23 protein-coding genes are annotated in these 25,357 nt (G+C 45.3%); all 23 read left to right on the top strand.

Annotation, left to right across the window (positions count from 1 at the left end; all coding sequences use genetic code 11):
• The first annotated feature begins 1 nt into the window (after nt 1).
• The 23 genes from fabK (at nt 2) to EYS13_RS05405 (ending at nt 25,052) form a co-directional block, all read left to right on the top strand.
• Complete coding sequence (fabK, locus tag EYS13_RS05515) at nt 2-940, top strand: enoyl-[acyl-carrier-protein] reductase FabK (RefSeq protein WP_227766721.1); 939 nt, start codon at nt 2-4, stop codon at nt 938-940.
• A 9-nt stretch (nt 941-949) separates the two neighbouring features.
• Entirely contained in the window at nt 950-1,894 is a 945-nt protein-coding gene (gene fabD, locus EYS13_RS05510) for an ACP S-malonyltransferase (protein WP_227766720.1), read from the top strand.
• The gene (fabG, locus tag EYS13_RS05505) at nt 1,894-2,646 is read left to right on the top strand and encodes a 3-oxoacyl-[acyl-carrier-protein] reductase (RefSeq protein WP_227766718.1); all 753 of its coding nucleotides are present in this window, start codon (nt 1,894-1,896) and stop codon (nt 2,644-2,646) included. The genes fabD and fabG overlap by 1 nt, the downstream gene beginning before the upstream one ends.
• A 38-nt stretch (nt 2,647-2,684) precedes the next feature.
• On the top strand, nt 2,685-2,918 hold the full coding sequence (gene acpP / locus EYS13_RS05500) for an acyl carrier protein (protein WP_227766716.1): 234 nt from the start codon (nt 2,685-2,687) through the stop codon (nt 2,916-2,918).
• A gap of 69 nt (nt 2,919-2,987) precedes the next feature.
• Nucleotides 2,988-3,938 (top strand): NAD(P)H-dependent flavin oxidoreductase, encoded by a 951-nt coding sequence (locus EYS13_RS05495; protein WP_227766714.1) that lies wholly within the window; start codon nt 2,988-2,990, stop codon nt 3,936-3,938.
• 16 nt (nt 3,939-3,954) lie between these two features.
• Nucleotides 3,955-5,196, top strand: coding sequence for a beta-ketoacyl-ACP synthase II (gene fabF / locus EYS13_RS05490; protein WP_227766712.1), 1,242 nt, complete (start codon nt 3,955-3,957; stop codon nt 5,194-5,196).
• Between the two features lie 19 nt (nt 5,197-5,215).
• Nucleotides 5,216-5,917 (top strand): ribonuclease III, encoded by a 702-nt coding sequence (gene rnc / locus EYS13_RS05485; protein WP_227766710.1) that lies wholly within the window; start codon nt 5,216-5,218, stop codon nt 5,915-5,917.
• 101 nt (nt 5,918-6,018) lie between these two features.
• Nucleotides 6,019-6,282, top strand: a complete 264-nt coding sequence (locus tag EYS13_RS05480; RefSeq protein WP_227766708.1) for a stage V sporulation protein S — start codon at nt 6,019-6,021, stop codon at nt 6,280-6,282.
• A gap of 142 nt (nt 6,283-6,424) precedes the next feature.
• Nucleotides 6,425-10,012: a chromosome segregation protein SMC gene (smc, locus tag EYS13_RS05475; RefSeq protein ID WP_227766706.1), complete on the top strand. Its 3,588-nt coding sequence runs from the start codon at nt 6,425-6,427 to the stop codon at nt 10,010-10,012.
• A gap of 52 nt (nt 10,013-10,064) precedes the next feature.
• Entirely contained in the window at nt 10,065-11,201 is a 1,137-nt protein-coding gene (locus tag EYS13_RS05470; RefSeq protein WP_227766703.1) for a hypothetical protein, read from the top strand.
• 73 nt (nt 11,202-11,274) lie between these two features.
• Nucleotides 11,275-12,186: a signal recognition particle-docking protein FtsY gene (gene ftsY / locus EYS13_RS05465; protein ID WP_227766701.1), complete on the top strand. Its 912-nt coding sequence runs from the start codon at nt 11,275-11,277 to the stop codon at nt 12,184-12,186.
• A gap of 92 nt (nt 12,187-12,278) precedes the next feature.
• Nucleotides 12,279-13,592 carry an amidohydrolase gene (locus tag EYS13_RS05460; RefSeq protein ID WP_227766699.1) on the top strand — a complete coding sequence of 438 codons (1,314 nt, stop codon included), beginning with the start codon at nt 12,279-12,281 and terminating at the stop codon, nt 13,590-13,592.
• A gap of 418 nt (nt 13,593-14,010) precedes the next feature.
• Nucleotides 14,011-14,358 (top strand): YlxM family DNA-binding protein, encoded by a 348-nt coding sequence (ylxM, locus tag EYS13_RS05455; protein WP_227766696.1) that lies wholly within the window; start codon nt 14,011-14,013, stop codon nt 14,356-14,358.
• 18 nt (nt 14,359-14,376) lie between these two features.
• Complete coding sequence (gene ffh / locus EYS13_RS05450) at nt 14,377-15,744, top strand: signal recognition particle protein (RefSeq protein WP_227766694.1); 1,368 nt, start codon at nt 14,377-14,379, stop codon at nt 15,742-15,744.
• A 50-nt stretch (nt 15,745-15,794) separates the two neighbouring features.
• Nucleotides 15,795-16,067: a 30S ribosomal protein S16 gene (gene rpsP, locus EYS13_RS05445; protein ID WP_227766692.1), complete on the top strand. Its 273-nt coding sequence runs from the start codon at nt 15,795-15,797 to the stop codon at nt 16,065-16,067.
• 30 nt (nt 16,068-16,097) lie between these two features.
• A complete protein-coding gene (locus EYS13_RS05440) occupies nt 16,098-16,328 on the top strand; it encodes a KH domain-containing protein (protein ID WP_227766690.1) in 231 nt (76 codons plus the stop codon).
• Nucleotides 16,329-16,386: 58 nt separating this feature from the next.
• Entirely contained in the window at nt 16,387-16,902 is a 516-nt protein-coding gene (gene rimM / locus EYS13_RS05435; RefSeq protein WP_227766688.1) for a ribosome maturation factor RimM, read from the top strand.
• A gap of 10 nt (nt 16,903-16,912) precedes the next feature.
• Nucleotides 16,913-17,641, top strand: coding sequence for a tRNA (guanosine(37)-N1)-methyltransferase TrmD (gene trmD, locus EYS13_RS05430; RefSeq protein ID WP_227766685.1), 729 nt, complete (start codon nt 16,913-16,915; stop codon nt 17,639-17,641).
• 140 nt (nt 17,642-17,781) lie between these two features.
• A complete protein-coding gene (rplS, locus tag EYS13_RS05425) occupies nt 17,782-18,123 on the top strand; it encodes a 50S ribosomal protein L19 (RefSeq protein ID WP_227766684.1) in 342 nt (113 codons plus the stop codon).
• Nucleotides 18,124-18,229: 106 nt separating this feature from the next.
• Nucleotides 18,230-18,757, top strand: a complete 528-nt coding sequence (gene lepB, locus EYS13_RS05420) for a signal peptidase I (RefSeq protein WP_227766682.1) — start codon at nt 18,230-18,232, stop codon at nt 18,755-18,757.
• Nucleotides 18,758-18,769: 12 nt separating this feature from the next.
• Nucleotides 18,770-19,627: a ribosome biogenesis GTPase YlqF gene (gene ylqF / locus EYS13_RS05415; RefSeq protein ID WP_227766680.1), complete on the top strand. Its 858-nt coding sequence runs from the start codon at nt 18,770-18,772 to the stop codon at nt 19,625-19,627.
• A gap of 274 nt (nt 19,628-19,901) precedes the next feature.
• Nucleotides 19,902-20,666: a ribonuclease HII gene (rnhB, locus tag EYS13_RS05410; RefSeq protein ID WP_227766678.1), complete on the top strand. Its 765-nt coding sequence runs from the start codon at nt 19,902-19,904 to the stop codon at nt 20,664-20,666.
• A 135-nt stretch (nt 20,667-20,801) separates the two neighbouring features.
• Nucleotides 20,802-25,052: an acyl-CoA dehydratase activase gene (locus tag EYS13_RS05405; RefSeq protein WP_227766676.1), complete on the top strand. Its 4,251-nt coding sequence runs from the start codon at nt 20,802-20,804 to the stop codon at nt 25,050-25,052.
• The last annotated feature ends 305 nt before the right edge of the window (nt 25,053-25,357 follow it).

The raw sequence follows: 25,357 nt of genomic DNA, 5'->3' as shown, positions 1-25,357 counted from the left end.
AGTGTTTAAAACAAGACTTTGTGAATTACTGCAAATCCAGTATCCAATTATTCAAGGGGGAATGGCTTGGGTAGCAACCGGAGAATTAGCGGCCGCAGTTTCTGCTGCCGGGGGATTGGGAATTATTGGTGCGGGCAACGCTCCCCCAGAAGTGGTCAGAAATGAGATTGCCAAAGTCAGGGCTATCACAGATAAGCCTTTTGGAGTCAATATCTATTATATGTCACCTTTTATTGAAGAACTGGTAGATTTGGTAATTGAACTGCAAGTTCCTGTTGTGACTACAGGAGCGGGTAACCCGGGAAAACATATAGCGCGCTTTAAGGAAATCGGAACTAAAGTATTGCCGGTGATATCTTCCGTAGCTTTAGCAAAACGGTTGGCCAGACTTGGAGTAGATGCTTTTATTGCTGAGGGCATGGAATGTGGCGGCCACGTTGGGGATTTGACCACCATGGCCTTGGTACCTCAAATCGTGGATGCCACTGACCTTCCGGTAATTGCCGCTGGTGGAATCGCTGACGGGAGGGGGCTGGTTGCAGCCTTGGCTTTGGGAGCTTGTGGGGTGCAAATTGGGACCCGATTTATCTGCGCAGAGGAGTGCACCGTCCATCCCAACTATAAGCAGGCAGTTCTACAGGCCAAAGACAGGGATACTATTTTAACCGGTATACAGGGGCATGAAGTAAGGGTTCTCAAAAATAAATTAACCCGCAAATTTTTGGAATTGGCGCAAACCGGTGCAAGTCCGGAGGAGTTTGAAGCTTTGGGAGCCGGCAAGTTAAGGTTGGCTGCTGTGGAAGGAGACGTAGAAAACGGTTCGGTCATGGCCGGGCAAGTGGCTGCAATGGTTAGCAAGGTACAGCCGGCGGCGGAGATAATTTTGGAGATTATGACTGAAGCCGATGAAGTATTAAAAAGGTTAGGAGCACTTTATTAGGAGGTAAATATGCCTAAAATAGCTTTTATCTTTCCGGGGCAAGGATCACAATATGTTGGCATGGGCAAGGACTTTGCAGAGCATCACCCGGCGGCTGCCGCCGTTTTTGCCCAGGCGGAACAGCAGCTGGGGTTTAGTCTAGCGAAGCTTTGTTTCGAGGGGCCCGAAGATGTTTTAAAGCAAACTTCCAATACCCAGCCTGCCCTTTTGACCACCAGTATCGCCTGTTATGAGGTTTTAAAAGGCGAGGGCATTCAACCGGATTATTTGGCCGGGCATAGTCTAGGCGAGTATTCTGCTTTGGTGGCAGCAGGTAGCATTTCATTTCCTGATGCCGTCTCTTTAGTTCAAAAACGGGGTCAGCTAATGGAGGAGGCTTACCCTTCGGGACAGGGTGGAATGGCTGCTGTTCTAGGCTTATCGGCACTTCAGGTGGAAAAGGTATGTAAAGCCGCCACTTCTTACGGTCTGGTACAACCGGCTAATTACAATTGTCCCGGCCAGGTTGTGATTGCCGGAGAAAATGCTGCCCTCAAGCAAGCAGTTATTTTGGCTAAAGAAGCCGGCGCTAAAAGAGTTGTAGAATTAGCTGTCAGCGGGCCCTTCCATTCGAAATTGATGGAAAAAGCGGGAGATAAGCTGGCCGCTATTTTAAGCGAGATTGAGGTGCGGGACCCCTTTTTGCCGGTTATAGCCAACGTCAATGCTGAACCCCTCAGAACAGGACAGGAAGTTCGGAACTCTCTGGTGAAACAGCTTTCCAACCCGGTGCGTTGGGAGGAAACAGTTCAGAAACTTTATGATCTGGGAGTCCGTATTTTTGTTGAAGTTGGCCCTGAAAAAGTACTTAGCGGCTTAGTGAAGAAAATTGTAAAAGATGTGCTTATTGCCAATGTGCAGGACCGGGAGAGTCTGCAGAAAACATTGACGGCGTTGAAAGGAGGTAATTGCTAGTGCAAAAACCTCTACAGGATCAAGTGGCAATTGTTACAGGGGGATCAAGAGGAATAGGTAAAGCTATTTGCCTGGCATTAGCCCAAGCGGGGGTCAAAGTGGTGTTAAATTATAACGGCAGCAGCCGGGCCGCCGAAGAAGTGATGAAATCCATTGCCGGGTTTGGCGGTGCTGCGCTTAGTGTTCAGGGAAACGTAGCAAAGCCGGAAACTGCCGAAAGGCTTGTTAAGGCAGCCCTTGAACATTTTGGCAGGTTAGATATTCTGGTGAATAATGCCGGTATTACCCGGGATAACCTACTAGTGCGGATGAAGGAAGAGGATTGGGATGCAGTTTTTGATGTTAATTTAAAGGGCATGTTCCATTGTACAAAGGCCGCTTTAAAGCCAATGATGAAGCAGCGTTCGGGGCGGATTATAAATATTGCCTCAATTATCGGGTTGACGGGCAATGCGGGGCAGGCCAACTACGCAGCCGCAAAAGCGGCTATTTTGGGATTTACTAAGTCAGTAGCCAAAGAAGTTGGACAGCGACAGATTCTGGTAAATGCAATTGCCCCTGGCTTTATTGTTACCGATATGACGGAAGATTTGCCAGACGCCCTTAAAACGGAAATGCTGCAGAAAATACCTTTAGGCCGGTTTGGGCACCCTGAAGATATTGCCCAGGTTGTAGTTTTTTTAGCTTCGCCTGCGGCCAGTTTCATAACCGGTCAAACGATAATAGTTGACGGGGGCATGGTTATACAGTAAATTGTTTATGGTACTGTTTGGAGAGGAGGTGACATTGGGTGGATATTTTTGAGAAGATTAAAGGTATTGTTGTAGATCAACTTGGCGTTGAGGAAGATGAAGTAAGTATGGATACTTCTTTTGAAGATTTAAATGCTGATTCTTTGGACGTAGTAGAGCTGATTATGGCGTTAGAAGAAGAATTTGGGTTGGAAATCCCTGATGAAGATGCTGAAAAGCTGACTACTGTAGGAGCAGCAGTAAACTATGTAAAGGATAAGTTAAATAAGTAGCAGTTAGGAGGTCCCGTAGCTTCAACTACGGGATTTTCTTAAAATACGCAAGAATTTGGGGGAATTAAGTTGCAGCTTCCAGAATTAAAAATCGGTAACCTGGTTGCCAAAGTACCTATTATTCAAGGTGGTATGGCCGTTAGGATTTCTACAGCTCCCCTGGCAGCTGCTGTAGCTAACCAGGGTGGAGTGGGGTTAATAGCAGCCACTGGGATGAATGTAGAGGAGTTGCGCGGGGAAATCAAGAAAGCACGTAAACTCTCTGGCGGCATTATTGGAGTTAATGTGTTATTTGCAGTTAGCGAATTTGCAAAATTAGTGAAAACAGCTATGGAAGAGCGGATTGACCTGGTGGTTTCCGGGGCAGGTTTTTCCCGGGATATGTTTAGCTGGGGCAAATCTTTCAATATTCCGGTAGTACCAATAGTATCTTCGGCTAAGCTGGCCAGGTTGGCCGAAAAATTGGGAGCTGCTGCCGTAATCGTAGAGGGAGGAGAAGCAGGTGGCCATTTGGGCACTCTGCAGCCAATGAAAGAGATTTTGCCAGAAGTTAGAGAAGCGGTAGATCTGCCGGTTATTGGCGCCGGCGGGATTGTAGACGGAAAAGATATTGCCCAGGTGCTTGCCCTGGGGGCAAATGGCGTGCAGATGGGTACCCGCTTTGCTGCTTCTGAAGAATCCAACGCTTCCCCGGAATTCAAAGCCCTTTATGTTGCTGCAAACGAAAATGACGTTACGTTGATCAATAGTCCTGTTGGATTGCCGGGGAGAGCTATTCGTAACCTATTTGTTGAAAAACTTATGAATAATGATGACTGTGCGCCGCAGACTTGCGTCTCGTGTTTAAAAAAATGCACCAAGAAGTTCTGTATTCTAGCAGCGCTAAATAAAGCGCAAAAAGGTATGCTGCAGGAGGGGCTGGTTTTTGCCGGACAGTGTGTTTCCAGGATTAAAGAAATTTTACCTGTAAGAACCATTTTTAAAAATCTCCTCGCCGAGATTGATTCCTTGTCAGTTTAAGGGAGGTTATATGAAGTTGGCAAAAAGAGTTGTGATTACAGGAATGGGAGTTATTTCCCCGGTCGGAATAGGTAAGGACAGCTTTTGGAAGGCTTTAATTAATGGGGAATCGGGGATTGGACCCATTACCAGGTTTGATGCTACAGACTACGCAACCAGGATTGCGGGGGAGGTTAAAGGCTTTGAGCCCGCCGATTTTTTGGACCGTAAAGAGGCCAAAAGAATGGACAGGTTTACGCAGTTCGCTGTAAGTGCAGCCAGGATGGCCGTTGAAGATGCTGCGCTAAGCCTGCAAGAAGTTGATTTAGATAGGTGCGGTGTGGTATTTGGCACAGGAATTGGTGGAACGCAGACCTTTGAAGAGCAGCATGCGGTTCTAATAGAAAAAGGTCCTGGACGAGTCAGCCCTTTTTTCGTTCCGATGATGATCGGCAACATGGCTGCAGGCCAAATTTCCATTAATCTGGGCCTAAGAGGCCCCAACTATACGATAGTCAATGCCTGTGCGTCTTCCACCAACTCCATTGGTGAGGCATTTAAATTAATCCAGCGGGGAGACGCCGATTTGGTTTTGACCGGGGGAGCTGAAGCTTCAGTTACCCCGATGTCCGTGGCTGGTTTTTGCGCCATGAAAGCCATGTCTACCCGCAATGATGAACCTACAAAAGCATGCCGTCCTTTCGACAGCCAGCGGGATGGTTTTGTCCTGGGAGAAGGGGCAGGGGTGCTTGTTTTGGAAGATTTGGAACATGCCCGAAAGCGGGGGGCAACGATTTATGCGGAGATAGTGGGGTATGGCTGCACCGATGATGCTCACCATATTACCGCTCCTGCCCCGGGAGGATCCGGGGCTGCCAAAGCCATGCGGTTAGCGCTAAAAGATGCCAATTTACAACCCCAGGATATCTCGTATATTAATGCCCATGGGACGTCAACAGACTTAAACGATAAATATGAAACTGCTGCTATCAAAGAGGTATTTGGCTCTTACACCGGCAAGATTGCTATAAGTTCCACCAAATCCATGACAGGTCATCTCTTGGGAGCAGCCGGAGCCATCGAAGCAATAGCTTCCGCTTTAGCTATTGTGCATAGTGTCGTACCGCCAACGATAAATTACGAAAATCCCGATCCGGAATGTGATTTGGATTATGTCCCGAATCAGGCAAGGAAAATGAAAGTAGAAGCTGCTTTATCCAATTCCTTTGGTTTTGGAGGACATAACGCCACAATTATTTTAAAACAATTTTCGGATTAAGGATAAAAGGTTGGTTAACATGGATGCTAAAAGAGCTGCTGAACTGCGCAAGCTTGCCGACCGGTGCGGTTTTCAATTGAGCAAATTGGACGCCCTGAATATTGCCTTGACCCACCCAACCTATGTTTTTGAAAACAAAGGCTTAAACCATGAGCATAACCAGCGTTTGGAATTTTTGGGAGATGCCATTCTTGGGCTGGTGGTAGGTGAATATCTTTACCTCAATTATCCCGAAAAGCCGGAAGGTGAATTGACCAAGATGCGGGCGGCCGTAGTGTGCGAAACAACTTTAGCCCAGGTTGCAGCTCAACTGGGAATTGGGCAAAATCTTTTACTGGGGCGAGGCGAGGAAATTACGGGAGGAAGGGAACGCAGTTCTATTTTGGCCGATGCTTTTGAGGCTATTCTTGGCGCAGTTTATTTGGAAGCGGGGCTTGGTCAAGTCCGGGACTTTGTAATCCGTCAGTTAGAGACAAAAATTGCAGAAGTGGCAAAGGGCGCATACAGGGATTATAAAACCATGTTACAGGAAGTCGTTCAAAAAAATCACGAAGAGAACGTAAGCTATGCTATTTTACAGGAAACCGGTCCTGACCATGACAAGAGGTTTGTGGCAGGCGTTATTTGGCAAGGTCAGGTGGTAGCAAAAGGTACAGGCAGAAGCAAAAAAGAAGCAGAGCAGAAAGCAGCTAAAGCTGCCATAGAGATTTTCGGCAGTTGAAAGTTTTTCTCCGACTGGCAGGTTCTAATTTCCGCCCCGTTGAATATGATAATACTCAAGCTATGAGTAGCAGAATAAAAGATTGATGGGGAGGGAGAACCTTGGAGGTACTAAAAGTTTCTGCACAGACTAATCCAAAAGCAATAGCTGGTGCGCTGGCAGCAGTAATCAGGCAATCGGGTCGAGCGGAAATTCAGGCTATAGGTGCAGGTGCTGTCAATCAGGCAGTCAAAGCTATTGCCATTGCCAGGGGTTTTATCGCGCCTAATGGTATAGATCTGGTGATGATCCCTGCTTTTGCGGAAATAGAGATTGACGGAGCAAGCAGAACAGCTATTAAATTTATCGTGGAAAGTAGATCATAGCTTGTATTAGGAAGCGGTACCATGTCATTATCTATTTTAGGTAATTTTATTAGCCCGGCAATATAACCGGGTTTTTTTACTGCTTTTTTATGGTAAAATTAATAGGGCTGTCCACCTACTCCCAGTACAGGAGGAAACTGACTTGTATTTAAAAAGCCTTGAAATGCAAGGATTCAAATCTTTCGCAGATAAAGTTAAACTGGAGTTTCAACCCGGAATAACCGCAGTTATAGGTCCAAACGGCAGCGGAAAAAGCAATATCAGTGATGGAATACGCTGGGTGCTGGGGGAGCAAAGCGCCAGGACTTTAAGAGGGGCAAAAATGGAGGACGTAATTTTTGCCGGGAGTGCAGAGCGACGTGCCGTTGGTATGGCCGAAGTGTCCTTAACACTGGATAACAGTACCGGTCTTTTGCCATTACCATACGCCGAAGTAACAGTGACCAGGAGAGTTTTCCGTTCAGGGGAAGGAGAATATTTGATCAATAAAAGCCCTTGCCGTTTAAAAGATGTGCATGATTTGTTCAACGATACCGGCCTGGGCAGGGAATCTTTTGCCATCATTGGGCAAGGCCGGGTAGAGGAAGTTCTCAACTCCAGGGCGGAGGACCGGCGTGCACTTGTGGAGGAAGCTGCTGGGATAATCAAGTATCGCAACCGTAAGCGGGAAGCCTTAAAAAAACTGGAGGAAACCGAACAAAGCTTAGCCCGGATTTTAGACATTATAGCAGAATTAGGCGTCAACCTAGAACCGCTTAAGGCGGAAGCCGAGAAAGCAGAACAATATCAGGAAATTAAAAACGAGTTGGATACTTTGGAATTAAACTTAGCTGTAGCAGATTTGGAAAAGGTCTTCACGCAGCTGGAGAAAATTACAAGGGATTTGGATGAGAAACGCTTGTTGATTTATCAGCTGGAAGCAGGATATCAATCGTTGGATTCACAGCTGGAGCGGGAAAAGCTGGAGTTGAGCCGCCTGGATGAAGAATTATCCCAAATCCGAAACGATCTGGGTCAAATGACCAACAAATTAAGCCAAACAGAGAATTTGGTGGGGGTTTCGGAAGAACGTTTAAAAGCAATTATACAGCAAATGGAAAGGGCCCAAAAGGATTTAGAGGAATATTGCACCAAAGAAGCGCAACTGCAAAACAGATTCAAGGTACAAGCCGAGGAACACCAGAAGCTAAAACAGGATTTAATGCTAAAAGAACAAGAAATCAGGTATGAGGAGAAACAACTAGCCAGTGCCAATCAGGAATGTCTGGAAGTAGAAAAAATGCTGGAAGGCATTAAAAACGAGATCATCAACTGCTTGCAGGAAATTGCCAATACTAAGAACAGTTATAATCAGCTCACTTTTGAGCATGCCCATGCGGAACAAAGGTTTGGCAAAAATCAAGCCCGGCTGCAAGAGATTTTAGCTAAGACGGGACGGCTGACATGCGAAAAGGAAGGGTTAAGTTCCGGTTTAGCTCTTGCTGAAAAGAAACTGCACGAACAACTGCAAGCCAAAGCAGCAATACAGGCCAGGAAAAAAGAGGCGGAACTAAAAATCCAGGAGTATCAACAGCAGTTAGGGAAGCTGCAGCAAAGCTTAAGCGGTTTGCTTTCCCGCCAGCAAGTGCTTAAAGACATGGAAAAAGAGCACGAGGGGTATTTTCAGGGGGTCAAGTCGGTTTTGCAGGCTAAGGCTCAGGGTAATAAGAATTGCCAAGGAATTTGTGGCGTTGTGGGTGAACTCATAATTGTGCGTCCTGAGTACGAAAAAGCCATCGAGGTGGCGCTGGGTGGCAGTTTGCAAAACCTGGTGGCTGAGACTACCCGGGATGCAGAAACTGCAATTGCTTACTTAAAAGCTAATCATGGGGGAAGGGCCACTTTTCTGCCTTTAAATGCAATTAAAATCAGGGAATTAAATGAAGAGGGGAAAAAGTTGCTTTCTGCTGCAGGGGTTATCGGCATTGCTGCGCAACTGGTTGAAATAGCTCCTGCTTACCAAAAAGTAGTACACCATTTACTTGGTAATATTTTAGTAGTTAAGGATTTGAACTGTGCTGTCACTTTGGCAAAACAGAGCAGCTATAATGTGAAGATTGTTACTCTGGAAGGGGACATTATTAGCCCTGGAGGTTCCATAACAGGGGGAAGTGCAGGAAAAAAGAGTACGGGTTTACTTACTAGACCCAGGGAAATTAGGGAGTTGGAACACGCTATTACTGCTAAGCGCCAGCAAGCGGAAGCTGTCTCAAGGCAAATCAAAGAGCTGGCAGAAAGAGTAGAAGCGTTAGTGCATGAACTCAATGATATAGAACAAGAAACTCAAGGATTAAACTTACATATTTTGGGTAAAAAACAGGAACTTCAGAATTTAGAAGAGGAGAGTCTAAAATTACAAAAAGAACTGGAATTTTTGCAGTTGGAAAACAAAGAACTGGAAAAAGAGCTGGAAAGGAACAAAAAGGAACAACTGAGTTTGCAAATGCGAATTGAGGTGCTTGAGGCGGAGAATGCTTCCCGTACAGCTTCAGCCGACTCCAAGCGTCAGCTTTTACAAGATAAGAAAGAGAAAAATAGAGTACAGCTTGAGGAATTAACGTTACGCAAAGTGGAATTGGCGGCGTTGCTGCAAAAGGAAAAAAGTTATCAAACCGAATTGGCTGATTTTTATACAATGGGTCAAGAGCTGCAGAATTTGATAGCAGCAAGAAAGAAAGAAATAGCTGAGCTCGAGGTCAAAAAGAATGAGTTGGAACGACTGATTGCGGGCAAGAAAAAACTAATTGTCCAAGTATTGCAGGAAAAAAGTCGCCTTAATGAACTGATGCAAATGAAAACTCGTGCCCGGGAAGAATTAAAATGCACATTAAATGAACTGGAGCAACAGGCCAAAGCAAAGTTTAAAGAACTAGGCATGGCTAAAGAAGAATTGCATGAGTTGGAGCTCGATCATGCCAGGCTGGAGAGCGAAAAAAATAATGGCCTAAAACGGATTGAAGAAAGATTTCAGCTTACTTATGAGCAAGCTTTGGCCCGAAAAACCGATATTGATGATTTAGCAGAAATTAATAACAGGGTACGTAAATTGCGCCGTGATTTAAACAGCCTGGGCAGCGTTAATCTCTCAGCTATGGAAGAGTATCAGCGCTTAAGGGAACGACACGATTTTTTGTGCAAGCAAGAGCAAGATCTAAAGGAGGCTAAAATAGCTCTGGATAAGGTTATTGAAGAAATTGATGCAATTATGGTAAAAAGGTTTGCGGATACTTACCAGAAGCTGGGGCAAGCTTTTAGCCAGGTATTCAGGGAGTTGTTTGGGGGCGGTAACGCTAAGTTGGAGCTAACCGAGCCCGAGAACTTGCTGGAAACAGGTATAGAAATCATTGCCCAACCGCCTGGGAAAAAACTGCAAAACTTGACGTTGCTTTCGGGAGGAGAAAGAGCTTTAACGGCTATAGCATTATTGTTTGCTATTTTAAGGGTAAAACCAAGCCCCTTCTGTGTTCTGGATGAAATTGAAGCCTCTTTGGACGAGGCAAACGTAGACAGGTTTGCAGAATTTCTCAAGGTTTTTAGTCAAAAAACCCAATTTATCGTAATTTCCCACAGACAGGGTACTATAGAAGCGGCCGATGCATTATACGGAGTTACCATGGAAGAATCGGGCGTATCCAAATTGCTTTCCGTTCGTTTGACGGAAAGCCCACCAAAGCAGGCGCAAAGCGCATAGGTAGCACAGTACCAGGGCAAAATATGTTAAACGTGTTGCAGGAGGAGAAAAGATGCGGATTAAGGGTATAGCCAGGTATATTGTAGACTCCATGGTAAAACGGACAAGCGAGCTCAGCCAAGGGCGAAATGTAGGCTGCTTTGGCTTTGTCGATGAACAGGGATATATTTCCGCTTGCTCTGAAATGGTTGACGGCGGCTTAAGCGGTATTCCGTTAAGGATTTTACTCTCCAAACTGGTGGATATTAAACACAATTCCTTGCTGGAATGCCTGGAGCAGCTTCCGGCAAACACTGTGTTTATAAGTACACGACCAGGAAAAACCGGATTAATTACCGAGGTGTCCGGGGTAGACTTTTTTAACATGCCTATTGTCAATATTGGGGTCAAAAACCAAGGCCTGGCGGGAGTAGGCATTATCTTTCCGGAAGCAGGGTATTTTAATTTAGCTACCCATGCGGAAGAATTAAATTTAGCTACCCTTACGACCAGAACCATGGAAGAGGAAAAAGAAATCCTGCGCCAGAATAATGAGCTGGGGTTGCGCTACCTGGAAGTGGGGCGCTCGCTGGAGGTGGTTGATTTACCGGAGGCTCCTCCGGTGAACGGCAATTTGGCAAAAAAAGATTGGACTTTGCCTCGCTTAAAAGTTCAATCCCTCAGCAAAGAATTGGCTGATGCATTGGTGGCTGAATCGATGGAAATCGGTCAAGGTAGGGAAGTGGCAATGCTGGGGCTGCTCACCGAGGATGGCACAGTTTTGCCTCATGGGAAAATAGTTCATGGGGGCATTGGCTATGTTCCTGCAAGATTGCTGGCCTCAAGCGGTGTAGACATCAGTGGGAAATCATTAAAAACTATTTATAGCGAGTTTGTCCCGGAGAATGCAGTGATAGTTCACACTCACCCGGGTGGCACCGGTGTGATGCACATTGGGGATGCCCATGCCGGTCCCGGCACATGGGGCAGGCCAATCATTGCTATCGGGCATGATAAGGATGGCTCTATCCAGGGAGCCACCGTAATAGAAGTTACTGATCAACTTTTTGAACTGGCAGACGAGGACGAAATTTTGAATCTCCAGTTTTTTACTGCCAAGACCCCTGAAGAAGAGGCGCAGATCCGCAATAGAAAATTTGGTATTGCTCAGGATTATACAGGTTTATGCAAAACAATTGAGATAAGATAACAGCTGTGGTAAAATATTGCATGGGGTTAAGGTTCTATCCTTAACCTTTGCTGTTGTATGGGAGGTATGTTTAATGGGACTTATTGACCGTTTGAAAGAAGGACTGGCTAAAACCAGGCAAGGGCTTGTTGATAAAGTTACCGAACTGGTAACAGGCTATAAAAAGTTGGATGAGGATTTTTATGAAGAGCTTGAAGCCCTGCTGATCCAAGCTGATGTAGGCGTCCAAGGAGCCATAAAATTAGTGGATAATTTGCGGGAAAAAGCTAGAATACATAAGGCTGAAACTCCCGATGCAGTGAAGGCGATTTTAAAAGAAGAAATTGCTGCCATGCTTGGTTCGAATAGCGAGCCATTAAACTTACCCGCTCCAGGCCCGGCAGTCATTATGGTAGTTGGGGTAAATGGGGTTGGCAAAACAACTACTATTGGAAAATTAGCGTATAAACTGAAGCAGGAAGGTAAAAAGGTACTGCTGGTAGCGGGTGACACTTTCCGAGCTGCAGCCATTGATCAGCTGGAAATATGGGCTAACCGCGTCGGCGCGGAGTTGATTAAACATCAAGAAGGGGCGGATCCAGCAGCTGTGGCTTTTGATGGAATACAAGCTGCCAAATCACGACAGGTGGATGTGGTATTAATTGATACGGCCGGCAGGCTGCATAACAAAGTGAACTTAATGGAAGAAGTTCGCAAGGTTCGAAGAGTTATAGAAAGGGAATTACCTGGAGCGCCTCACGAAGTTCTGTTGGTACTGGATGCAACCACTGGTCAAAATGCTGTAGCCCAGGCAAAATTATTTGGAGAAGCCACAGGGGTTACAGCTATCGCTTTAACAAAACTTGACGGTACGGCTAAGGGTGGCGTCATTATTGCGGTTTCCTCGCAGTTGGATATCCCGGTAAAATTAGTGGGCATAGGTGAGAAAATTGATGACTTAAAAGATTTCAATTCCCACGAGTTTGTGGAAGCGCTTTTCGCGTGAAAAGTACTGAGCAAGCGAAGGATAGGAGACCGGCAGAAAAACTGGAGCGGAGCTAACAAGCATATTTAAAATTTTGAACAGGGGGAAGAAAAATGAGCAGGATCCTGATTAAAAATTGCACACTAGTACCAATGGTGAAAAGCTTGGATGAACCCGGTGATTTGTACTATACAGGGGAAATTGCCATTGAAGGTAATCTATTGAAAACGGTGGGGCCTGTTGGCAGTGTCGACCCAAACTGGCCGGCTGAGGTAATTATCGATGGCAGCAATATGGTTGCTCTGCCGGGGTTTATCAATGCCCACACCCATGCTGCCATGACGTTGCTCAGAAGCTTTGCTGACGATTTGCCACTTATGCAGTGGCTCCAGGATAAAATTTGGCCGCTGGAAGCCAAACTAACAGGCGAAGACGTATACTGGGGCAGCAAACTCTGCATCTTGGAAATGCTTTTATCCGGGACTACAACTTTTGCTGATATGTATTTTTTTATGGATGATGTGGCCAAAGCGGTGGAGGAAAGCGGTATCCGTGCCTGTTTATCCCGGGGAATGATCGGCATAGGTGAAAATGCGGAACTTGCTCTGGAAGAAAGCCAGAGATTTGTGGAAAGCTGGCAAGACAGAGCCAACGGAAGGATTACTACGATGTTAGGACCTCATGCGCCCTACACTTGTCCTCCGACTTATTTGGAAAAGGTTATGGCTCTGGCGGAAAAATACGATGTGGGAATTCATATTCACGTGGCAGAAACAGCGGTAGAAGTTGCCCAGATTAATAAACAATACGGTAAGAGTCCTGTGCAGCTCTTGGATGAGGTGGGGATTTTCGGTTTTCCCACTTTGGCTGCTCATTGTGTTCATGTCACAGAGGGTGACATTGCAATTCTTAAAAACAAAGGTGTGGGCGTTGCCCACAACCCCGAAAGCAATATGAAACTTGCCAGCGGCATAGCTCCCGTGCCTGCCATGCTTTGCGCGGGTATACCGGTAGCCCTGGGAACCGATGGTGCCTCGAGCAATAATAACCTGGATATGCTGGAAGAAATGCGTGCGGCTGCTCTGCTCCATAAAGTCCATACCATGGATCCCACGACGGTTACTTCCTACCAAGCATTGGAAATGGCAACAAAGAACGGCGCTGCTGCTCTAGGCATGCAGGATAAAGTAGGAATGCTAAAACCGGGGATGCTGGCAGATGTGATTTTATTCAATTTCGACAAACCTCATCTCTACCCGCGGCATGATGTATTAGCACATCTAGTATATTCGGCCCAGTCCTCCGACATAGATACGGTGATAGTTGATGGCAATATTTTGGTGCGTTCCGGTAAGCCGGTAGGATTTGATGTAAGGGAAATCTGCAAACAAGTACAAGAGCGGGCAGAGAGAATCAGCGGAGCGTAAGACGGCAGCCGATAGGCTGTTCAGCTTGTAGAAAAATGCAAAAATTGTAACTCTTTGTCTGTAGCTGCGACATATGACAAGCCATAGAGCGCTCTGCGGAGAGTTTGACTGGAAGCGGACGAGCGGCACGGACGCCGCGAGAGCGGTGAAGCTATAGTACGTCGCGTCACCGCGTGCCGCTGGAAGTTAAACTCTGAGCAGGGCAGCGCTCTTGGCAAAGTCAGCCCGGAGCAGCGGTACAAGAGGGTTACAATTTTTAGAGTGCTAATAATAGTTTGTCGACGGTCTGGACAGCCGGAAGGCTGTTTTTTTTTCTGAGAATAACTATAACTGCAGCAATGCGTTCTTGACACGGGATACCTTATAAGGTAATATTTAATCTTGTAAAGGAAAATTACTTTACAAGGAGCAGAAATTTATGCTGCCAAAGATTGCCCGTGTGGCATGGTTGTATGATTTTTACGGTAAACTCTTAACTCCCAAGCAGCAAAAAATAATTGAATTATATTACAATCAGGATTTATCCCTGGGGGAAATAGCAGAAGAGTACGGCATAAGCAGGCAGGCTGTACATGATATTATCCGGCGGGCAGAAACCACCCTCGAGGAATATGAACAGAGGTTGGGGATTTTAAAAAAGCACCTACAGGAAAAAGAAATTATTCAAAAGGCAATAGTGCTTTTGGAAGCAGCCGGAAAAGATCCATGTAAAATTACAGAAGCAAAAGAACTAATGCAACAGCTCTTATCATTTGCTGAGGAGTAACAAACTAGGAGGGTTAGAATGTCCGCCTTTTCCAGCTTAGCGGAAAAACTCCAGGATACTTTTAAAAAACTAAAAGGTAAAGGAAAACTTTCCGAAAATGACGTCAACGAGGCAATGCGTGAAGTACGATTAGCTCTTTTGGAGGCTGATGTTAATTTTAAGGTGGTCAAGGATTTCATAGCCCGAGTTAAAGAAAGGGCTGTGGGCCAAGAGGTGCTGCAAAGTTTAACGCCGGCGCAGCAAGTGATCAAAATTGTCAATGATGAGCTAACGCAGTTAATGGGAGGAACTCAAAGCAGGCTGACTGTTGCCGGCAGGCCTCCTACCGTCATCATGCTTGTTGGCTTGCAAGGTGCCGGGAAAACTACCACCTGCGGTAAGTTGGCTAATTTGCTGCGCAAGCAGGGCAAAAGACCGCTGCTGGTTGCAGGAGACATTTACCGTCCTGCGGCTATCAAACAATTACAGGTACTTGGTCAGCAATTAAACATACCTGTATTTACCATGGGGGATAAGCAAAGCCCTGTTGATATTGCAAAAGCCGCAGTCGAACATGCTAAAAGCTACGGCAACGACACAGTAATTATAGATACTGCCGGACGGCTGCATATCAACGAAGAGCTTATGGCTGAGTTGCAAGCAATTAAGTCAGAAGTACATCCCCACGAAATCCTGCTGGTAGTTGATGCCATGACAGGACAAGACGCAGTAAATGTAGCTGAAACATTCAATGTGCAGTTAGGTTTGGACGGAGTCATCCTGACTAAGCTTGACGGCGATACCCGGGGTGGAGCCGCGCTTTCTGTTAAAGCGGTGACAGGATGCCCCATTAAGTTTGCCGGTATGGGAGAAAAAATGGATGCTCTGGAACCATTTCACCCGGAGCGTATGGCTTCAAGAATTTTAGGCATGGGTGATGTCCTGACTTTAATTGAAAAGGCGCAAGCAAGTTTCGATGCAGAAAAGGCCCGGGAGATGGAAAAAAAGCTGCTGCAGCAGCAATTTACCCTGGAAGATTTCCTGGAACAATTACAACAAATGAAATCCATGGGGCCATTGGAAGATTTGTTAAGCATGCTCCCGGGGTTGGGAAGCGCCAAACAGCTCAAGAATTTGCAGGTAGATGAAAAAGAGCTAGTTCATACCGAAGCTATAATTAAATCTATGACTCCGGAAGAAAGGCGCAAACCCGATATAATAAACGGCAGCAGAAAGCGCCGGATTGCCGCGGGAAGCGGTACAAGCGTCCAAAGCGTCAACAGGCTTTTAAAACAATTCAGCGAGGCCCAAAAATTAATGCGGCAGTTTGGCGGCATGGCTAGCCAAGTCAAAAAGCAAAAGAAAAAGAGCAAAAAAGGTGGATTTAATTTTCCCTTTTTCAAATAAGGGGAATAAATATGCATATTGTTGGCAATTAATTTAAGGAGGTGAAGTAAATGGCTACTAAAATCAGATTACGCAGAATGGGTGCCAAAAAAGCTCCTTTTTATAGACTGGTTGTGGCGGATTCCCGTTCACCTCGGGATGGTCGTTTTATTGAAGAAATTGGATACTACAACCCTGTTCAGGAGCCAGAAGTTATTGAGATTAATGAAGAAAAAGCCATAAAATGGTTAGGGAGCGGTGCACAGCCTTCTGATACAGTAAAGGCTTTACTGAAGAAAGCTGGCGTATGGCAAAAGTTTGCTGAAAACAAGAACGTCAAGTAAAAGTTCTTAAGCCTTAGAGGGGGTTTTAGCATGAGGGAACTGGTAGAAACTATTGCCAGGGCTCTGGTGGATAATCCTGACCAAGTGGAAGTTAAGCTTGTTGAGGGGGAAAAATCCGCTGTACTGGAATTAAAAGTTGCTCCCGAAGATATGGGTAAGGTAATTGGTAAACAAGGTCGTATTGCCCGCGCTATCCGTGCTGTTGTTAAAGCAGCAGCTATTAAAGAAGGTAAACGCGTTTCAGTGGAAATTATCCAGTAAGGGGCTATCCTAGCCCCTTATTGATTGACCCAACTCCTCGTGGTGGAGGTTTTAAATCTTGGCTGAACAACTCATTACTGTTGGTAAAATAACTACAACTCAAGGCCATTTGGGAGAGGTAAGGGTCTACCCTTTGACAGATTTTCCTGAACGTTTTGAACGGCTGGAGACAGTCGGCTGCCAAGTGAATGATGAGTTTTACTGGCTAACAATTGAAAACGTTCGTTACCACAAAGAATTCATTATCTTGCGCTTTAAGGAAATTGCCAATATGAACCAGGCCGAGCGGCTAAAAGGCGGGTTGTTGCAAATTAAAGCCCAGGACCTGATGCCTTTGCCGGAAGGACATTATTACATTTTTCAATTGCTGGGCCTCACCGTGTTAACAGTAGACAACGAGTTTTTGGGAGTCGTTCAGGATATCAAACCAACAGGAAGCAACGATGTTTACTATGTGCGGCACCCTGAAAATGGTCAGGAAACACTTATACCTGCCCTAAAACAATTTGTGAAAGAAATCAACCTGGAGGAAGGCAGAATAATTGTAGAAATTCCACCCGGGCTAAATGATTAGGAGAAGCGGTATGCGCATTGATGTACTGACCATTTTCCCTAACATGTTTCAGGGACCGCTGCAGGAAAGCATCTTAAAAAAAGCTCAGGAAAAAGGAATTATCACTGTTAATACGGTTGACATCCGCTCTTTTTCCGAGGATAAACATAAAAGAGTCGATGATTATCCTTTCGGAGGCGGTGTGGGAATGGTGATGAAACCGGAGCCAATTTTTGCTGCCTGGGAAGCTGTTCATGGGAGCGTGCCGTCAGCTAAAACCAGAACAATTTTGCTCTGCCCCCAGGGGGAGGTTTTCAGCCAACGTAAAGCCGAAGAACTGGCAGAGCTAGATCATTTGATTTTAATCTGCGGACATTATGAGGGGGTTGATGAAAGGGTACGGGACCATCTGGTGGATGAAGAGCTTTCCATTGGAGACTATATACTGACCGGCGGAGAATTGCCTGCAATGGTAGTCATTGATGCTGTGGCAAGGCTTTTGCCGGGAGTGTTGGGAACCTATTCTTCAGCTGAACAGGATTCTTTTTCAGATGGACTCCTGGAATATCCCCAGTATACCAGGCCAAGGGAATTTCGCGGTTGGCAAGTGCCGGAGGTACTGCTCTCCGGAAATCATCGTCAAATTTCGATTTGGCGTAGGCAGCAGTCTTTGCTGCGGACTAAAAAAAGAAGGCCCGATTTGCTCAAGTCAGCCCAATTAAGCGCTGAAGACCTTGAACTGCTCAACAAAACAGAATAACATTCTACGGCAGTTAATGCTACAATTGATTTTTCTTGCCAAAACTTGTTTTTAAAAGTCTGGTATGCTATAATCAGTGTTAGTGTTTTTGGAAGAGTGTGCAATTACATAGATTATAAGCGGAAGGAGGAATACCTGATATGGAAATAATCAAAGCCATTGAACGGGAACAGTTAAAAAGCGATATTCCCGATTTCCAGCCGGGCGATACTGTCCGTGTACATGTTAAAGTGGTAGAAGGTGATAAGGAAAGAATCCAGGCTTTTGAGGGAATAGTTATTGCTAAAAAAGGCGGGGGCTTAACGGAAAACTTTACTGTACGCAGGGTATCCTATGGAGTTGGAGTGGAAAGAACCTTTCCACTGCATTCACCACGGATCGATAAAATTGAGGTATTGCGTAGAGGTAAGGTTAGAAGAGCAAAACTTTATTACCTAAGAGAAAGAACCGGTAAAGCTGCAAGAATTAAAGACAGAATGTAGTTTATTGTTGTTGAAGGACTGGCTATGCTAGTCCTTTGTTGGCTTATATAGTAGTGTTAAGCTTTTAACTTATTTTTTTAATCTCTATTGTTGCCGGAGGCGAAAGATGTTTGAGGGAAAAAACAGGGGTTCAACATTTGCGGAATTGTTAGAATCAATAGCGATTGCAGTCATTTTAGCTTTTGTAATTAGAATTTTTCTTTTTCAGCCTTTTTATATTCCATCAGGTTCAATGGAACCGACTTTGATGATTGGCGATCGCATTATCGTAAATAAAATAACTTACCGTTTTTCCGAACCTAAGCGCGGTGATGTTATTGTTTTCAAATACCCTTTGGAGCCAAAACGGGATTATATTAAGAGGGTTGTTGGTCTTCCCGGAGAGACTTTGGAAATAAAGGATGGTACCCTTTATATCAACGACAGGCCTACGCCGGAAGAGTATTTGCCCCCTAATGTACCGCTTGCCGACTACGGGCCGATTACAATCCCCAAGAATGCGTATTTTATGATGGGGGATAATAGAAGCAACAGCCAGGACTCGCGCTTTTGGGGAACTTTGCAGCGTGACTATATAATTGGCAAGGCTGTTTTGATCTTCTGGCCCTTGAACCGTTTTGGGACAATAAAGTAGCAGGTGAAGCAAGTGCAGGTGCAGTGGTATCCTGGCCATATGGCCAAGGCAAAACGGATGCTCGCAGAACAATTAAAGCTGATCGATCTTGTGATTGAAGTGCTGGATGCCCGCATTCCAAGGAGTTCAGCCAATCCTGATCTAAATAATTTAATCGGGGCCAAACCGCGCCTGTCAGTGCTAAATAAGGCGGATCTGGCTGATCCTAAGGCCAGCAGAGAATGGATTTCCTATTTTGCAAACCTGGGGATTAAAGCCCTTGCTGTTAATTCCAACCGCAGAGAAGGTATGGCAGACGTGGTTAAAGCTGCCGAGCTTTTAGCAGAAGATAAACTCATGCAGGGCAGAAGGAAATATCTGCTAAAGAGACCAGTGAGAGCAATCGTGGTTGGTATTCCCAACGTGGGAAAATCTTCCTTGATCAATGGCTTAGTAAAAAAAAGCAGTGCCAGGACCGGGGATAAGCCAGGTATTACTAAAGGCAAGCAATGGATCCGCGTTTTGACCAACTTGGAGTTGCTGGACACTCCCGGATTGCTTTGGCCAAAATTCGAGGAGCCGGAGGTAGGTTTCCACCTGGCCATAACTGGTGCTATCAGCGATCAGGTTTATGATTTAGTTGAGGCTGCAGTGAAATTGCTGGCGGTGTTGAAAAGGGAATATGCAGCCGCTCTAATAGATAGATATAAGCTAACTGAGCTGAAGGAGGATAATCATAAGCTGCTGGAAGAACTGGGAGTAAGGCGCGGCCTTTTAGGGCCAGGAGGGATCGTGGAAGTTGAGAAGACTGCGTTGATGTTGCTTCAGGATTTTCGTCAGGGGAAGCTAGGACGAATTACTTTAGAAAAAGTTAGTGAAGGCAAGAATTGAGGTCAGGATTATTCCTGACCTCAATTCTTTAGGTGTTTATTTTAGAGCTTCTTTAGCAGCAGCTAAAGCTTTTTTAACTTCCGCAAAGTTGGTTTTAAAGAGGGCCACGTTGTGTAGATTTACGCAGGCAGATTTTACATTATAGTTAATATTTTCTTTATGCAACATATATTTTCCAGGGAGACAGGTGCATTTGAGTAAATTTACAATTCTTGCAAACTGCCGTATAATTTTTCATAAGCTGGCAAATTCTCTAGTTAGTAGGTGTTCGATTTTGTATAGCAAGCTTAATGTTACCGAAATTGAGAGACTGTTAAAATGTGAACAGGAAATCTCTGCAGAATTTCTCCGACAGTTGGCTGAAGACTCCCGCGCTAGCGTGCAAAATCTTTACCGCAGGTATTTACAGAAGAGGGAAAAAGAAAATAAAGAGCGACTCAGGGTTCAAGAGTTATATGCATTGGAAACAAGTCCTGATTTTGAGCAAAAGTTGGTCGCGGGGGTAGATGAAGTAGGGCGTGGCCCCTTAGCAGGCCCAGTATATGCGGCTGCGGTAATTTTGCCTTTCAGATTATATTTAAAGGGATTAAATGATTCCAAAAAGCTGTCACCTGGTGTCAGGGGAGAACTGGCTGCGGAGATTAGGCAGAAGGCGATTGCTTGGTGTGTTGCTTCTGCTTCCGTTGAGGAAATCAATAATTTGAATATTCTAAGGGCCTCTCATTTGGCGATGTTGAGGGCATTACAAAACTTGCCGGTCAGACCCGACCACGTTCTTGTTGATGGGACAAGCTTTCCAGAAAGTAAATTCCAGGTGACTACGGTTGTAGGGGGAGATGCAAAGTGTGCTTGCATTGCTGCTGCTTCGATTTTAGCCAAGGTCGAAAGGGATAAAGTGATGCAAAGTGTCAGCAAAACCTATCCTTTTTATGGGTTTGATCACAACAAAGGCTATGGCACAAAAGAACACTACCAAGCCTTACGGGAATTTGGCCCGTGTCCGCTGCATCGCACGGCCTTCTTAACAAATGCATTGTAGAAAGGCTTCTCAAAATGAAGCCTTTTCTACTTGGAAGAGAGTATGGAACAACTTTTATGAGCTTTGGCATTAGCATTTGTCCAGGACATAAGAGGTCAATAAAATATTTGCAGGGCAGAAAAGGAGAAGAGAAGGATGCTTACAGTCGGTTTATGTATTGGAGCTTCTAATGTAAGCTTTGTCTTAGCGGAGCATGAGCCTGAATGTAAAATTAGGAAGGTCATAATCCGACCTCATGAAGGAAACCCGCGTAAAACAGTAGAAGCGGTGCTGGAGCACTGTCCTGAGGAAATGCAGGGGATTGCCGTAACTGGAAGGAGATTTAAGGATTATTTAAATTTAAGCACAATTTCTGAGCCGGAAGCTACAGAACTTGCTTATTCGTACTTAAATCTTTCTGGCGATTATGATGCTATTGTCAGTGCGGGTGGTGAAACATTTCTGATTTATCAGCTCCAAAATGGCGTGATAAACAATGTTTTGAGCGGAAATAAATGTGCTTCCGGTACGGGAGAATTTTTTATTCAACAGGTCAAAAGAATGGGCATGGGGCTGGAAGAGGCAATTAAACTGGCTCATGGAGCAGAGCCCTATAAAGTAGCAGGCCGCTGCTCGGTATTTTGCAAAAGTGATTGCACCCATGCCTTAAATAAAGGGGAAGCAAAAGAGAAAGTTGTGGCCGGGCTGTGCAAAATGATGAGCGCCAAAATCACTGAACTGGCTAATCTGGCAAAAGCACGCCGGATTGTTTTGGTTGGGGGCTGTGCGCAAAATAGCGCCATGGTCCAATTCCTGAGGCAGGAGCTGGATGAGGTCTATATTCCCACTGAAGCCACTTGTTTTGAAGCGTTAGGCGCTGCTCTCTACGCCCGGGACCATCCTACACTGCCTTTAAGTAAGCGCCAGCTATTCAAAATGGAACGGCATTCCTTTGCTTTCCTCCCTCCCTTGTCAAGTTTTAGCAATATGGTCTCCTTTAAGCAGATGGCGGAGGTGACTCTTAAGAGAGGCGAGCGCTGCCTGTTAGGCTTGGATGTGGGTTCTACAACTACTAAAGCTGTTTTGCTCAGAGAATCCGATGGGTTAATTGCAGCCAAAGTATATTTGAGGACCAACGGAGATCCAGTGGGCGCTTCCAAAAAGTGTTATGCCGCTTTGTCGGAACAGGTGCCTGAAGATATCAAAATAATCGGATTAGGGGTAACCGGTTCAGGAAGGCAGATTGCTGGGTTGCACGCTTTAACCGACTGCGTTATTAATGAGATCATTGCCCATGCCAGGGCTGCAGTTTATTTCGATCCAAATGTCGACACAATTTTAGAAATCGGCGGACAAGATGCCAAATATACTTATCTGGAGAACCAAGTGCCATGTGATTATGCGATGAATGAAGCTTGTTCCGCAGGAACAGGTTCTTTTTTGGAAGAAGCTGCCAAAGAATCTCTGCAAATTGAAACAGCGGAAATAGCGGATGCGGCATTACAAGCTGCCACCCCCCCTAATTTCAGTGACCAATGTGCAGCTTTTATTTCCAGTGACATTAAAAATGCCATTCATGAAGGGATTTCCGGCAATGACATTGCTGCCGGCCTGGTTTATTCCATTTGTCAAAACTACATTAACAGGGTAAAAGGTACCAGGTTAACGGGCAAAAAAATTTTTATGCAAGGCGGTGTATGTTATAACAAAGCTGTGCCCTTGGCTATGGCAGCGCTGCTAGACAAAGAAATTATTGTGCCCCCTGAGCCAGGGCTGATGGGTGCTTTCGGGGTGGCGCTGGAAGTTAAAAGCAGGCTGGAATCAGGTATTATAAAAGAAAAGATTTTTAACCTGCTGGAGCTGGCATCCAGGGATGTAATTTACCATCAACCTTTTATTTGCCGGGGCCAAAAGGAAAGCTGCGACCGCAAATGCAGCATCAACCTGATTGAGATTGCAGGCAGAAAATATCCCTTCGGCGGAGCTTGCAACAAGTACAATAATCTACAGAGGAACATTTCTTATAATATTAAAGAATTAAATCTGGTGGCCAGAAGGGAAAAGCTTGTCTTCGAACAGCAGTCAGAAATTGATGTTCCTAAATTAAAAGGTATTAGAATTGGCATCAGTAAATCATTTTTCAGCCATACTTATTACCCATTGTATTATCATTTTTTTAAAAACCTAGGATGCAGCCCTGTTTTGGCCCAATTTTGTTCCCCAGAGGGGCAGGAACAGAAAGGGGCAGCTTTTTGTTACCCTGCAGAATTAGCCCATGGGTTTTGTAAAAGCTTAATTGATGCTGGCGTGGACTATTATTTTTTTCCTCAGGTCAAAGGGCTGGCTGTGGAAAATGGGGCTGCTGACAGCGTTACCTGTCCTTTTGCGCAAGGGGAACCTTATTACTTAAAAACCACTTTTCCGGAAATTGCGGGAAACATGATCAGTCCGGTTTTAGATTTCAGCAGAGGGATGCAGGCTGTCAGCCATGAATTTGTCAAGGTGGGAAAAAATCTGGGATTTAACAAACAGAAGAGTTTGGAAGCTTTTCAACGGGCGTGGGAAGCCCAGCAGGCCTTTTTTGCCGAAATAAAAAGTATAGGTTCCCGTTTTATGCAGGAATTGGAACGGGATCCCGACCAGATTGCCATTGTCATTTTCGGACGGCCTTACAACGCTTTTACCCAAACCGCTAACTTGGGTATTCCGGCTAAATTTGCTTCCCGGGGTTACAAGGTGATACCTTATGATTTTCTGCCCTGGGAAAGGGAGCCGGTGGAAGAGCGGATGTACTGGTCTGTTGGGCAGATGCTGTTAAAAAGTGCCCGGCTGGTGGACAAACACCCTCAACTATTTGCTGCGTATATTACCAACTTCAGCTGCGGTCCAGATTCTTTTTTAACAGGTTACGTCCGAGAGATTTTTGGCAAGAAACCTTCCTTAACCTTGGAACTGGATAATCATACGGCTGATGCAGGTATTGATACCAGAATAGAGGCCTTTTTAGATGTGATCCGGAGTTACAGGGAAAGTTCCAAGCGACCAGCGGAGCAAAAAGGAACGTCACCGGCAGCTATACTCGCAAAAAGCTGCTTGCACGATGGTAAATTTAGCATTCAGGCATCTCACGGGCAAATTTTTAGCTTGCGCGATCCCAGGGTGAAGGTTGTAATCCCCTCTATGGGTGAATATAGCTCGGAAGCTTTAGCCGCCACATTTCGCTGCTTCGGCATTCAGGCCTTAAGTTTGGCTCCCCCGGGGGAAGCTGACTTGAAAGAGGGGAAAAAATATACTTCTTGTAAGGAATGCCTGCCTTTATTACTCACGTTGGGAAGTTTAAAAAGGTATTTGGCTGCAAAAAAAGACAAGCAGGAAATAACAGCTTTTTTTATGCCGACAACTTCCGGGCCTTGCCGTTTCGGGCAATACAACGTTGCCATCGAAAAACTGTTGGTTAAAGTAGGGATTGAGAATGTAGCCCTTATCTCTTTATCCTCGGCCAACGGCTACGCCGGTTTGCCCACCAGTTTTGTTTTAAGGGCATGGCGGGCGGCGGTCATTGGTGATGTGCTGGATGAGATTCGTAACTCCCTTTTAGTATTAGCGCTTAACCGCAGCGAAGCTCTGGAATGTTTTCGGCAGGTAAAGGAGATGATTTTAAACAGCCTGGAAAGGGAGCCCTGGCATCAAGTTATTAAGGTGCTGGAAAGAGCTGCCACGGTTTTGGCAATGCTGCCTCTACGGGGCAAGCTGGAACAAACAAGCCAGGTCTTGCTGGTAGGCGAGATCTATGTGCGCAAAGATGCTTTTTCACGACAGTATTTGGAACATAAGCTGGCGGAAAAAGACATTATTTTGAGAATCGCTCCGATCAGCGAATGGTTGTATTACTGTGATTACCTGTTGAAAAAGGGCTTGACACAACGGACCGATTGGGTAACTAAGGCTAAAATTAACTGCAAAAACCAGATCCAGCGGTATGAAGAAAAAAGAATCAAAAATATCCTGGCCAGAAGCGGGCTCTGCTCTCCTCATCCTGTAAATGTGGAAAAGAGCATTGCTAATGTTCAAGGAGCTATTGCACCGACCCTGACAGGGGAAGCAATTTTAACAGTGGGTGGAGCGGTAACGGAACTACTGGATGAAGTGGAAGGGGTAATCGCAATAGGTCCTTTTGGGTGTATGCCCAACAGAATAGCGGAAGCAATTTTAAATAAAGGGTTGACCAGGCTGAAAAAGGAAATTATTACCAATAGAGGCGCAGTGGGAGAGCGCATGGAACAAATGACCTCTCTACCTTTTTTGGCGCTGGAGAGCGACGGCAACCAATTTACACAGCTTGCTCTTGCCAAATTGGAAGCATTTTGCCTGCAGGTGAAGAGGTTGACAGCACAACTTAGAAGTTAAGATGACCATTCAAGCCCCCGGATTTGCTGCAATGAAGTTTACGAACAGAAGCTGCCCTAGCAAGGGGCGGCTTTTTGCTTTTAAGTTTGAATTGTTTGTTAAGTCATCTTAAACGATTACTCTTGTCGACAAAAAAAGAGTATTGATAAAATTAATAGGGATTATAAGTTTATTAAATTTGGAAAATTCCAATTCTTGTTATTTTTGCAGGTGATTTCGATATTATGGCGAATAGAATAACTGGTTAACTTAATTTAAGCGGGTGCAAGTCATTGGCTTGCATGTTATTTCACTAACTAAAGGGG

It is taken from the genome of Zhaonella formicivorans, from assembly GCF_004353525.1.
In the GTDB taxonomy this organism is placed as follows: domain Bacteria; phylum Bacillota; class DUOV01; order DUOV01; family Zhaonellaceae; genus Zhaonella; species Zhaonella formicivorans.
Note: the sequence above shows the minus strand (reverse complement) of the source record. Positions and strands in the feature narration are given on the sequence as shown.